Annotated in this window: 10 protein-coding genes and 2 pseudogenes; 5 read left to right on the forward strand and 7 right to left on the reverse strand. The window is 40.2% G+C overall.

Annotated elements, in window-relative coordinates; all coding sequences use genetic code 11:
* Positions 1–31 precede the first annotated feature (31 nt).
* Positions 32–1,213, reverse strand: a complete 1,182-nt coding sequence (locus tag P20439_RS09925) for a PQQ-dependent sugar dehydrogenase (protein ID WP_083830211.1) — start codon at positions 1,211–1,213, stop codon at positions 32–34.
* Here P20439_RS09925 and P20439_RS09930 point away from each other — a divergent pair.
* Positions 1,198–1,659, forward strand: coding sequence for a hypothetical protein (locus tag P20439_RS09930; protein WP_008110052.1), 462 nt, complete (start codon positions 1,198–1,200; stop codon positions 1,657–1,659). The genes P20439_RS09925 and P20439_RS09930 overlap by 16 nt on opposite strands.
* Positions 1,660–1,740: 81 nt before the next feature.
* On the opposite strand, the pseudogene P20439_RS09935 reads toward P20439_RS09930, so the two are convergent.
* Positions 1,741–2,941: pseudogene (locus P20439_RS09935) on the reverse strand (Nramp family divalent metal transporter).
* A 421-nt stretch (positions 2,942–3,362) separates the two neighbouring features.
* Between P20439_RS09935 and P20439_RS09940 the strand changes: the two are divergent.
* Positions 3,363–4,412: an endonuclease/exonuclease/phosphatase family protein gene (locus P20439_RS09940; RefSeq protein WP_036933553.1), complete on the forward strand. Its 1,050-nt coding sequence runs from the start codon at positions 3,363–3,365 to the stop codon at positions 4,410–4,412.
* A 52-nt stretch (positions 4,413–4,464) separates the two neighbouring features.
* Here the strand turns inward: P20439_RS09940 and P20439_RS09945 are convergent, their stop codons facing one another.
* Positions 4,465–5,628: a DUF3103 family protein gene (locus P20439_RS09945; protein WP_008110046.1), complete on the reverse strand. Its 1,164-nt coding sequence runs from the start codon at positions 5,626–5,628 to the stop codon at positions 4,465–4,467.
* 267 nt (positions 5,629–5,895) lie between these two features.
* Between P20439_RS09945 and P20439_RS09950 the strand changes: the two genes are divergently transcribed.
* A complete protein-coding gene (locus P20439_RS09950; RefSeq protein WP_008110044.1) occupies positions 5,896–6,315 on the forward strand; it encodes an MAPEG family protein in 420 nt (139 codons plus the stop codon).
* Positions 6,316–6,367: 52 nt separating this feature from the next.
* Here the strand turns inward: P20439_RS09950 and yddG are convergent, their stop codons facing one another.
* The 3 genes and pseudogenes from yddG to P20439_RS09965 all read right to left on the reverse strand — a co-directional run bounded on the left by yddG (position 6,368) and on the right by P20439_RS09965 (position 9,865).
* Positions 6,368–7,270 (reverse strand): aromatic amino acid DMT transporter YddG, encoded by a 903-nt coding sequence (yddG, locus tag P20439_RS09955; RefSeq protein ID WP_008110042.1) that lies wholly within the window; start codon positions 7,268–7,270, stop codon positions 6,368–6,370.
* 183 nt (positions 7,271–7,453) lie between these two features.
* Positions 7,454–9,300: pseudogene (locus P20439_RS09960) on the reverse strand (ABC transporter ATP-binding protein).
* A gap of 109 nt (positions 9,301–9,409) precedes the next feature.
* Positions 9,410–9,865 carry a phosphate-starvation-inducible PsiE family protein gene (locus P20439_RS09965; protein WP_008110035.1) on the reverse strand — a complete coding sequence of 152 codons (456 nt, stop codon included), beginning with the start codon at positions 9,863–9,865 and terminating at the stop codon, positions 9,410–9,412.
* A 258-nt stretch (positions 9,866–10,123) separates the two neighbouring features.
* On the opposite strand from P20439_RS09965, the gene P20439_RS09970 reads away from it, so the two are divergent.
* Together P20439_RS09970 and P20439_RS09975 are read left to right on the forward strand one after the other, a co-directional pair.
* Positions 10,124–11,518 (forward strand): M28 family peptidase, encoded by a 1,395-nt coding sequence (locus P20439_RS09970; RefSeq protein ID WP_008110034.1) that lies wholly within the window; start codon positions 10,124–10,126, stop codon positions 11,516–11,518.
* A gap of 121 nt (positions 11,519–11,639) precedes the next feature.
* Positions 11,640–12,110 carry a DUF4826 family protein gene (locus P20439_RS09975; RefSeq protein ID WP_008466595.1) on the forward strand — a complete coding sequence of 157 codons (471 nt, stop codon included), beginning with the start codon at positions 11,640–11,642 and terminating at the stop codon, positions 12,108–12,110.
* A gap of 56 nt (positions 12,111–12,166) precedes the next feature.
* Here the strand turns inward: P20439_RS09975 and P20439_RS09980 are convergent, their stop codons facing one another.
* On the reverse strand, positions 12,167–12,634 hold the full coding sequence (locus P20439_RS09980; protein WP_008110029.1) for a glycine zipper 2TM domain-containing protein: 468 nt from the start codon (positions 12,632–12,634) through the stop codon (positions 12,167–12,169).

Raw genomic sequence — 12,634 nt, forward strand, 5'->3', positions numbered from 1 at the left:
TTTTTTGAGTTTCATAATTTTAAATAAATGACTAATTTGGCGTTACCAGCATCAGCTTTGCCTCTTTGCCATCCGTTAATATCGCTACATTACCTTCAGCAGTAACAAATACATCTCTGAGCCTACCTGTAGCCTCTGGGAAAATATGCGACTGGGTGTATTCACCATCTGCTAAATTAACACTGTAGAGCTTTTTATCGACTAATGTAGTAATAAGCACGTGACGTTGCAGTGAAGGGAAGGCTGTATGCATAGAACCATAATATGCCATGCCTGATGGCGCAATTGAAGGCGTCCAATCTACGGTTGGTTTAGCCATTCCGGGGTAGTCTCTAAAGGGGGAAATACGTGCTTGTGAATAATCGTCGCCGTTAGTGATTACCGGCCAGCCGTAATTGGTGCCAGCTGTTAAATAGTTGAGCTCGTCGCCGCCTGCGGGGCCGTGTTCGTGACTAATAATTTGCTTGGTATCATCATCGTATACTAAACCTTGTAGGTTCCGATGGCCAAGTGAATAAATGGCATGCGCGTTAGAGTTTTCATGTTTAATAAACGGGTTATCGGTTGGAATAGTGCCATTTAAATTAATTCGTAGCACTTTACCTAATTGGCTGGTTATAACTTGTGCTTGCTCGCGGTAGTCAAAGCCATCACCACTTGAAAATAATAAGCTATTATCGGGCAGTACAAGCGCGCGGCCAGAGTAATGCTGCGGTGTGCCCTTATCGGTGGCAACTTTATAAATAATTTTTGGTGCTGAAAATTGCTCGCCATCAAACTTAGCTTTGGCAATAACGAGCCTGTTTGCATCAAGCTCACCTTGAGCATAAGTGAATATAATTTCTTTTGATTCACTGTAATTTGGCGAAAGCACGATATCGAGTAAACCGCCTTGCCCTGCAACGTACAAGCCCTCGAAATCTAGTTTAACTCGGGTTTGTTGGTTGTTTTTAATGATGACAACATGGCCATCACGTTCGGTGATTAACCAGGTATTGTTTGGGAGTTTAACCATGCTCCAAGGTGAATTGAGACCTGTTGCTAATGTGCTGGTAGTGTATTGCTGTTTTGGGAGCTCGGCACTGGCGTTACACGAAAACACTAAAAGCGAGAGTAGCGTAATACAACGTAGAGATTGTTTACCCTGCAAGCCTTTGCTAGTGTAAGGAAAAAGTTTCATTTTAAGTTGAGATAACCATGCAGTTTTTAACACGTATACTCCCGTCATTTTTAGTTTCTTGGTTTCTTACATTCACTCTTGCTAGCTTGTTTCATAGCCAATACGTTGTCAATCAATTAGTTAATGTAGGTGTAGTGGTAGGATTTAATGATCGTGTTAATTTAACCTTTGATGATTGGCTCGGATTACTACCCACTTACGGCGCTATTATAGCCATTGCATTGAGTATTGCATTTTTAGTGACTTGGTTTATCGCGAAAAAGCTTAAAAATCAGGGGGTACAATTATTTGTAACTGCGGGTATTGTAGCGTTTGCAACAGCGTTAATTGCTATTGAATCTATTATGAATATTACTATTATTGCGGGTGCAAGAGGCTGGGGGTTTTATGCGCAATTATGTGCAGGTGCAGTAGGGGGTTATGTATTTGCAAAACTCATTAAGGCAAATAAGCAAAAGACAGAGCATCACGGTTTTTAAGTGAGTATTGGTTTGCAATGCAATGTAAAAAGCCGCTATTAATACAGCGGCTTTTGTGTGTTCATAAATCGCAGAGTAGTATTAAAAAATCAAACTAAAGAGCTTGTAACTACTTAGGCCAAAAATAAGTACCAACACTGGTAAAGTAAGTAGGTTTACCAATACTGAGTTAGTGTATTTACCCATTACTGTTTTTTGGTTAACCAGCCACACTAGGTAGGCGGTTACAATTGGCAATAGTAAACCATTAGCGGCTTGGGCAAAAATTATCACGGCAACAGGGTCTAAACCCAGTGAGGCCACCGCCGCACCAAATAATAAAATAACAATGGCAACGCTTTTAAAGCGAACGTTATCCATTTTATTTGACCAACCTAACATGCCACATACGGCGTAAGCGCCGGCAAGGGGAGCAGTTATTGCGCTGGTTAAACCTGCGGCAAATAAACCAATAGACAAAAAAGTAATGGGCGGCATCACCTAGTAAGGGTTCAAGCTGCACCGCCATATTAGCAGCGCTAATTTGCCCTGCATCTGTGCCATAAAATGCCACTGACGCGGTTGATAAAATAGCTAGCGTGATCACGCCACCTAAGGTGATAGACACGCCCGTATCTATATTGGTTTCTTTAATTACTTTTTGTTTGTCACTTTCGCTGTCGTGGCGAGCAGCCAGTACACCCGAATGCAAAAATAAGTTGTATGGCACTATGGTCGTACCTACCAATGCTAAGACTGTGGTGACTGAGCCCTCTGGCATGCTAGGAATAAAGCCTGCTAACACATCACTAAGCGAGGGAGCCGCCATAACAAGCGTAGAGATAAACACTAGGCTCATTAAAATCACTAGTAAAATAAGCGCATTTTCAACAACTTTGTGTTTACCGCTATAAAGTAGTATGGCACTTAAAAATGCAATCAGTGGCGTCCAAAGTTGGGCATTTACCTGAGGGAATATTTCAATTAATCCCATGCTGGCACCGCTTAAATTACCAGCCTCGTAGGCGGCACTGCCAACACCAATGGCGCTGATCACTAAAAATATAGCGAGAGATTTAAATAGGGGAGTTTCAATATGGGCTCTTAGTGCTTGTGCTAAGTCTTGCCCAGTGGCTACGCCTAGGCGCGCCGCCATAGATTGTAATAATATGGTGGCAATTACTGAAAATAGTAATGTCCATATTAGTGCAAAACCAAAGTTTGCACCCGCTACGCTCGCGGTGGTAATAGTCCCTGGTCCAATGAAGGCAGCGGTGACGAGTAGTCCTGGTCCTAATCGCATAGTTTGACCCTAATAGTGCTTTTTATATTGCTATTTAAAGTTACACCTAACGTTTGTTTAACGTGATGCCTGTAATATTGCTGCCACTTATACTAAGTGCCTTGCAGCATTAGCCGCCCCTTGGCTTTGCCTTTTTTGATAACCATATGTTAAAAAAGGTCGCGTAGCATACCAACTTGTATATAAATTTAAAGGGGATAGGTTTCGTTTGCTTAAACTTTAAACGATTTAATTGGTTTTAGTTGTTATCAAGCTTTGGCACTCAGCAAAAATCTTATATGATGTTGACAATAGCACACAATATAAACTTTCAAAGGCGACCATTATTAGTGACTGTAATACATCACCTTTAACTGATAACTCAGAACAATCCCCTGAGATGATGATAACCAATTCAACATTAAAAATAGCCACATTTAACCTGTTTAATTATATTGAGCCACCTAATGCTTATTATGAGTTTGAGCGGATATATACCGCAGAGCAATGGGCAAAAAAACAGCGCTGGATTATTGATTATTTAACCGAGCATCAGCCCGATGTAATTGGCTTTCAGGAAGTGTTTAGCATTGAGTCGCTTAGAGAATTAGTAAAGCAGCAAGGTTATGCGCACTTTGCTGTGGTGGATGAGCCACAGGTAATAGATGATTTTATTTATAAACGCCCCGTTGTGGCAATAGCAGCAAAATACCCCATCGTTGAAGTAGCAAGCGTTAAACACGACTATGAGCTTGCCAGTACTTTAGGTTTAACTGAAGATTTTGCCTTTAGCCGTAGAGTACTTAGAGCCACAATAAGTTTGCCGCATATCGGCAATACCGATTGCTATGTGGTGCATTTTAAATCTAAACGGCCATCAATTGAGATTGATGAAACTAATAAAGAACTAACCGCTGAAAAAAACATTATTGAAATTTTAAAAGCAAATGTAGCGGGTGGCTGGGGCTCAACTATTCAGCGCGGTAGTGAAGCAACATTGCTGATGATAGAAATGATAAGTCGTCGTGAGGCCACGCAACAGCCTATGATACTAATGGGAGATTTTAATAACGACCTAGCTGATGGCGTTTTAAGCCATTTACTAACCAATACACTGCGTTTTGCCCCCGCGTTTGATAGTAAAACCTACCTTGCAAAATATTGTCTTAACGATGCGTGGCAGTTGTTTACGAAGTTACACGATGATTGCGAGCTTGATGAAGTAGCTAATGAGTCAATACAAGGTATTACCGATAAAGATAATCGATGTTTAAAACCATTACGAAAAGCAACACATTACTTTGGCGCAAGCAGTTCAGTACTTGATTATATTTTGCTGTCTTGTGAGTTTGATTCTGGCTATGACGACAGTTTTTTTGAAGTAAGCGATTATCATACTTACGATCGTCATTTAATTAACCCCGAGTTTGAGCGCGACGATTTAAGTACCGATCACGGCGTTGTATGTATCACGCTTAAACTGCGGGAGTAATGATTAACTCACCACTGTTTAGTTACCAAGCCAAACAGTGGCGAGTCGCTATTTACTGACGAGGGTTAATCTCTAAAGGTGACAAGGTAATAGTAGCATTACTGCTGGCCCCTTTATATTCTTGATAGTCTTTGTTTTCAAATAGCGTGTAAAAAACATCAACATAATCATCATTATTGGTAAACCATTCATCAGGCATTGCTTTAAGCAATTCATTAGTAAGTTTAGGAATAATAGTATAGCCCTGTGCTTGTAAATCAGGGATACTTGCCATTACTTGCTCTGATATTTCTAATAATTTCATTGCTAAGGTTTTATAATTAGTGTTGTCATCTTGCTCCATTAAAAGCAAATCGACCGCTTGCCAACGATAACGTTGCCAATGAATTAAAACCTGATTAGGGCTGTAAGTGGTTTGGTCATGATCTAAATAAGGTAAATCAACAATATCTAATATTGGTTCATCTCTGCTAGGATTAATCCCCGTTACGATGGCATAAACTTCTGCCTTTCCTGAAATCCAAGGTTCTTTATCATCCTCTAAATGTATTTTTTTTAGCACGCTAGTTTGTAATGGCTGCTCATTACTTAATTGATTTTGTGGGCTAACCATGTTTTTGCTGAACTTGTTAGCAGACAAAATTCCTTTCATTACTGCAATACCCGCATCCTGTACTTTTTGTTGATCTAACTCCACAATAAAAACAGGTTGGGTTGGCATTTGGTCAACGCTCAGATAATGAATGTCACCAAACTGATCGAACGCTTCAATCTCGCTCCATTGGCTATCGTCACCAGCGGGTGCAAATGCGAATAAAGGGCTTTCTCCTTGTTGCCAATCAGTAAGCATGGACTCACTTGCCAAACGAACTTGTAACAAGCTTCCTGTATTGTTTGGTAAGCCTTTAAGTTGTTGTAAGGCGCTATTTGCCTGACTTATATTACGCTTTGTATGCCGTGCTACAGTTGATAACTGATCAGCATTTAAAACTAAGTTATATTTATTTACTGATTGTTTTAAATCAGCATTCAATACTGAATAATTAAGCGCTACTTGCTTTGCGAAATTACGCTTAATAGTTGCTACGTTTTTGTATTGAGCTTGCTGTACCAAGTTTTCTGCATTTTCAATATGAGCTTGAGCTGAAAAAGCAGGTACTGATATAAAGTTCAATAATGCCGCTGTAGCTAAAGATTTGGTTATTTTATTTTTCATACAAATTCCGCCGTTCCGTTTCTAGTAACACTATAAAACAATAATTAGAATAAATGCTCAAGTTAAATTTATAAAATACGTAATTAGTATTAATGTTGGCTTGCGGTTTGATATACATTACATAAACACCGTAATTTTTATATAAAGCAGGAATCTATTACAAAAAATGTATATTTTATAAAATAATTTATATACATATCAGTGGTTTAAATTTGGCTTAATAGTTGCTGTAACTATTACTCTAATAACAACACAAAGGAAAAAACAATGACCGATATTGCACATTCTGCGTTTGTAGCATTTTATTTATACTTAATTATGATGTTAGTTCAGTGGGCTGTGGCGACGTTTAGTAAGGCTAAACAGCCCGGTGCAGTGCCAGGAAAAATAGATAAAGAGCTATCTCATGAGAGCTTTATGTTTAGGGCTCATCGTACTTTTCATAACACCCTAGAAAACAGCGCGTTGTTTATAGGAACGGTTTTATTTGCTTTTGTGATGAATTACCACAGCTCGGTATTTGCAATATGTATTTGGGTATATGTGATTGCACGTTTAATTCATATGGCACTGTATTACGCAATTGCCACCGAGAAAAACCCCAGCCCGCGTAGTTACTTCTTTTTAATCAGTGTGATAGCAAACATTGTGATGTTAGTGCTGTTAGGACTGCGATTAGCCAGTTAAGTAAATGATTAAAGCGAAAAGCAGACAGCCTCTAGCTTTTCGCTTACATATTTTATTGGGCTGGCTTTGTTTTTCGGGTCACAATAAAACACATTAATGAGCCTAATGTCACTAACACAACGCCTTGCCAGAATGCGCTGGTGAGCGATACTGATAAGTAAATTGCAGCAAATAGTGTTGATAACACAGGGATAAAGTAAGACAAGGTGCCTAACAACACTAGGTTACCGCCAATGATTGCTTGGTTCCACAGTGCGTAACCTCCACCAATAACCACGCCTGCCAATACTAAGGTAAAGCTAGAATCTAGGCTAAACTCAAAGCTGGGTTCATTACTCAATCCGTAACTTATCCATAAAGAGATTGCCGTGGCTGCAAAAAATACACTAATGGCATTTTTACCCTCGCTAAGTTTTACCGTTACACTGCAATACACAGCCCAAATAAACGCCGCTGCAAACGCCATGGAGTAGGGTAATGGATTGTCACTAATATTAGCGGTTAATACTCCTACAGATAAACCACTATTACCTGCAATGCACCATGCAACCCCTAAAAACGCAATCAGTATGCTCGGGTAGACTAATACGCTTACTTTAATGCGGTTAACAATAATCGATAATAAAATGGTTAACGCTGGCCAAAGGTAGTTAATAATCGCCATTTCCAACGCTTGCTGGCGACTATTTGCAAAGCCAAGCGATAAAGCCAAACATATTTCGTAAATAACAAATAAGCTGCCACCAAAGACTAAATAGCGTTTTGGATAATTGCTTAGCTTTGGTACACCCATGACTAACATTAAAAAAATCGCACTGACGCTATAAATTAAAGCGGCACCGCCAATTGGGCTAAATAATTCTGATAAATCACGAATAAAGGCAGTTAAACTGCTCCAAAGTAAAATAGCGAGCACTCCATAAAGGGTGTATTTATGTTTGCTTAATAAAGACATGGTGAATTGCCTGATGAATGATAAAAAAGTCAGTCGCGAATGTGACATTATAAAAACAGTGAGGCAAGAGGTGGGCTATAAAATTCGACTAAAAGGCTATAAATAGCGTTTAAAATCAATAATAAAGTTAAATTTTAGTAAACAAGAGCAGGCCAAATGATGACCTACTCTGAGATGGTTTTTTTATTCAATACCAATAAAGCCGCCAGTTTGATGTGCCCACAGTGCAGCGTAAATGCCGCCTTGGGCAATTAACTCATCGTGACTGCCTTGCTCTACAACGCCACCTTCATCAAGCACAATAAGCCTGTCCATTTGTGCAATGGTTGATAATCGGTGTGCAATAGCAATAACCGTTTTGCCTGTCATTAAATCATCTAAGCTTGCTTGAATAGCTGCTTCTACCTCTGAGTCTAAAGCGCTGGTGGCTTCATCAAGTATAAGAATAGGCGCGTTTTTAAGTAACACCCGAGCAATCGCAATCCGCTGGCGTTGCCCGCCCGAGAGGGTTACTCCTCGTTCGCCCACTTGTGCCTCAAAGCCTTTATTGCCTTTGCTGTCTTCTAAATCGTTTATAAAATCGAGAGCTTTGGCTTGTTTGGTCGCATCGAGCATTTCCGCTTCGGTTGCATCAGGTCTGCCGTATAAGATGTTGTCTTTTACTGAGCGGTGCAGTAGTGAGGTGTCTTGGGTGACCATAGCGATATAGCGGCGAAGGCTTTCTTGGCTTACATCAGTTATATTTTGGCCATCAATACTAATACAGCCTTTGTCTGTATCGTAAAAACGTAGCAACAAGTTAACTAATGTGGATTTACCCGCGCCAGAGCGACCCACTAAGCCAATTTTTCGCCCGGTTTAATATTTAAGTTTAAACCGTTAATTACTGGACCTCGGTTATTTTCATTAGCGGCTTTACCATAATTAAAGTGTACATTGTTAAAGTCGATTGAACCTTGAGTTACTTTTAAACTATCGGCTTTTGGCTTGTCATCAACCGCAATCGGGTTTGAAAGGGTGCGCATGCCATCGGCTACGGTACCAATGTTTTCAAATAAGCTGCTAATTTCCCACATGATCCATTGGGCCATACCATTAAGCCTTAACGACAAACTCAATGCTACTGCAATAGCCCCCGCACTAATGGCACTTAACGACCATAAATACAAAGACACTGCTGCCACCGAAAATACCAGTAAATAGTTCAAGCTTTGAATAACCACGTTAAGGCTGGTTACCAAACGCATTTGTTTATATACAGGCTGTAAAAATACATCCATGCTTTGTTTAGCATATTGCTCTTCGCGTTGAGTATAAGAAAACAGCTTAATGGTTGAAATATTGGTGTAGCTATCAACAATACGGCCAGTCATTTCTGAGCGTGCATCAGCTTGTGAGCTAGCAATGCTTTTTAACCGTGGTACAAAGTAAATTTGCACGCAAATATATAATGCTAACCACACTAATAACGGCAGCATTAAGCGCCAATCTGAGGCGGCTACTAAAAACACCATTGAGCCAAAATAAACGGCAATGTACATCAATACGTCAAGTAACTTAGTGACTGACTCACGCACGGCCAATGAGGTTTGCAGCACTTCAGTAGCTATTCTTCCGGCAAATTCATTTTGATAAAAGCTAACACTTTGGCGTAATAAATAACGGTGCGCTAACCAACGTATCGACATCGGATAGTTGCCCAGCAGTGCTTGGTGTAAAATAGCCGACCTAAAAAAGACTACCATGGGCATCACGACCAAGAGCATTAACCCCATCTTTATTAATTCGGATTGTTGCTGTGAAAATAGCTCGTTAGGGGTGTACTCGCCGAGCCAGTCAACCAGTTGCCCCATGTAACTAAATAAAGACACTTCTAAAATAGCTAATAATGCGGCACTGAGCGACATAAGCACTAACGACAGTTCCATGCCTTTGGTGTAATGGCGGCAAAAGGCAAATAAGGTATTAGGAGGCTGAGATGGAGAACGCTCCGGGAACGGTTTAGTCATCCGTTCAAATAATCGATACATATTAGAAGCTTATTAAGTATTTATAGAGGTATCCCACTATACCATTGTAAAGCGCAAAGGCGCAGTGGGAATGAGGTATTTAGCTGTTATCTTAAGTTAAGTTAACGATTTACAGTTTTGTATGACCGGTTTTATTTTTTACCAGCCAGTAAGATATACCTAAGGCTAAAGTCACTAATGCAAGGCCAATAATTTGCTCTGAGGTCACTAATTTTAAATCTAAAACAATAATTTTACGCGCCACAGCCATTAGTGCGGTGGCAATGACCAGCTCAACCGGAAGTGAACTGGAGCCTAAATATAAACGAATATTGGTAAATATTTCTACCGCAATAAGCACCACCATAAAAGCACCAAAGGTTTGCAGAATGTCTTCAATGTTTAATAAAAAGTAAGGGGGAGAGCTCAATCGCATATATAAAACATATACTACATCAGCAATACTCCAAAAAATAACTAGCACCATGAGCACCGCTAATATTTTAATAGCAAAGCGAATCGCATGATGTAAATACTGCATAAGCGGGTCAACATGATCCTCAGGTAATTCTTCGTGTTTCTTCATATTTTTACAGCACCTTATTATTTTTAAACTGGGTATATAAAATGATAGCTGATTAATCGTGTTTCTCTCTTTAATATACGTACAAAACAGCATAAGTGATTATTTTTATTAAACTAGAAACTGAGCAAGCGATAGCTAAACTAAGCGTGTTAATTAAATGTAATTTAACCTGAGGTTTTTAACGTCTATCTCAAATGCATTGCTGTATACCTGCAGAGCTGTCATTTTAAAAACATCAACAATAAGGATTAAACTGCTATGTCAATTTCACCTTTAAAGTTAGTTACTCGGATTATTAAGTATAGTGCGGTTGCATCTGTTTGTAGCGCGTCATTTTATAGTGTGGCTGCACAAACCACACAACAAGCATCATTGCACAATATTGCAGATCAAATTTCAGCGCAGCGTATTGGAGATGATATTCAAACGTTAGTGGATTTTGGTACCCGCCATACTTTATCTGAAACTAAATCGGATACCCGTGGTATTGGCGCGGCAAGACGCTGGATAAAAAAAGAATTTGAAGCAATTTCGGCACAGTGTGGTGGCTGTTTAGAGATACTAGAAGTAAAACAAACCATCTCGGGTGAAAAGCGCATTCCTGAACCCGTGGAAGTGGTTAACATAATTGCGATTCAGCGCGGTAACACCGATCCTAACCGTATGGTGATGATGTCGGGAGATATAGACTCACGCGTTAGTGATGTTATGGATTTTACTAGCGATTCACCTGGGGCAAACGATAATGCATCAGGGGTTGCCGGTGTGATTGAAGCGGCACGGGTGTTATCGCAATATACATTTAATGGCTCAGTGGTATATGCAGCACTCTCAGGTGAAGAGCAAGGTTTATTTGGCGGTAAAATTTTAACTGCTTATGCACAAAAAAATAACTGGCAGGTTCATGGTGTTTTAAATAACGACATGATTGGTAACATTACCGGCATTAATGGCGTAACCGATAACACCACTGCACGTATTTTTTCTGAAGGTACGCGTGTAGTTGAAACTAAGGAACAAGCCCGTACTCGTCGTTTTACTGGCGGCGAAGTTGACTCAGCGAGCCGTAATTTAGCGCGTTACATAGACACCATTGCTGATAAATACATTGAGAACTTAGATACCATGCTGGTATACAGACTCGACCGTTTTGCACGAGGCGGGCATCATCGTCCGTTTAATGATGCGGGTTTTGCGGCTGTGCGCATTATGGAAACCAACGAGCATTATGATCGCCAACATCAAGACCTGCGCATCGAAAATGGGGTAGTGTACGGTGATACTATTGATGGGGTGGATTTTGATTACGCCGCAAAACTTACCTCGTTAAATGCGGTAAGCCTTGCGTCAATGGCGTGGGCTCCTGCGCCACCAAAAGAGGTGAAAATTAGTGGTGCCGTACGCGCCAGTACCACTCTTTCTTGGCAGCCAACAGAGGATAAAAATGTAGCAGGCTATCGTATATACTGGCGATATACTAGTGAACCACAATGGCAATACAGTCAATGGGTTGATAAGGTCAGTGAATTTACCCTAAAAAATGTGGTTATTGATAACTACTATTTTGGAGTTGCTAGCGTGAATAAACAGGGTATTGAGTCGCCAGTGGTATTCCCAGGTGCTGTGGGTTCGTTTGATCACAACATAAAGTAAGTGTACTTTGCTTAAAAACCCAGCAAACAGCTGTGAATAAGGTGTTAAGCACGCTATTTATGCTTGCGCCTTATTTGTTATGCCCTTAAAGTGTAAACAAAGAAGTAAAAAGGTTATTAAAATGCAGCAACAAGAACAAAAACCATTAACACCAGAGCAGCAAGCTGAACTTCAGCAACAAGAAATTCAATGGCAGCGCGAATGTTTTCAAAATGCGCAAAAACATTTAGCTGAAAAAGGCATTATGCCTAAAACCTTGCTTGAAAAAGAAAGCCGTTTTTTAGCGCCTTTATGCGCGCTTTGGAAATTTAAAGCGCAAAACGGTAAAAGCTACTGGGTGATCACCGGTCGTTTACCAACTGATCACGCTGAAGCGTCTGCAGCAAAAGATGCACGTGATGCCATGCGTTATTTTTCATTGCAGTGGCAGTTAAAGGCCGACCAAATTATTACCGCGGGTGCACGAGATAAAACCCAAGCCGACTTTGCAAACTTACTTATAAACCGTGCTCATGGCTTATATGAAATGCATGAAAATGAGCAGCTTTGGGCAAAAGAACCAGACTTAAAAATAAGCGTAATTAACCTTTAAAAAACCTAACTTAGTTACCTAAGTTAGGTTTTTTCAGCTATGCCGTCAAAAGAATATTAATACGCGCTATCTACTCGCACCGTGTTATTGGTTAAGTAGATCAGGCGAACATTATCCCCTTGGTGAAAACGCATAGCGGGATCGTTGTCTTGTACCACCATAAATTGCTCACCACTTTCTACTTGTATCAGTAATTCAACGAGCTGTGTGTTTTCATAGCGCTGTGTTTGCTGCTGATTATGAGCAACGTTACCACCAATCACCGATCCTAAAATAGTCGCTACAGTTCGACCACTGCCGCCGCCAAACTGGTTACCAATAACACCGCCTAGTAAGGCACCGCCAAAGGTTTTCCAGCCGTTACTTTTGTCTTGTACTAATTGTTGCTCAGTAATAGTGCGAACCGACTTTACTTTACCAAATAGTACTTGCTGTACAGGAACGGCTTTATTGCGTTCGTACTTGGCAAACGTTGGGGTACTTACTACTAATAAAGCGCATAAAATTAAGCTAAGCGTTTTCAT

Source organism: Pseudoalteromonas sp. BSi20439, from assembly GCF_000241165.1.
In the GTDB taxonomy this organism is placed as follows: Bacteria; Pseudomonadota; Gammaproteobacteria; order Enterobacterales; family Alteromonadaceae; genus Pseudoalteromonas.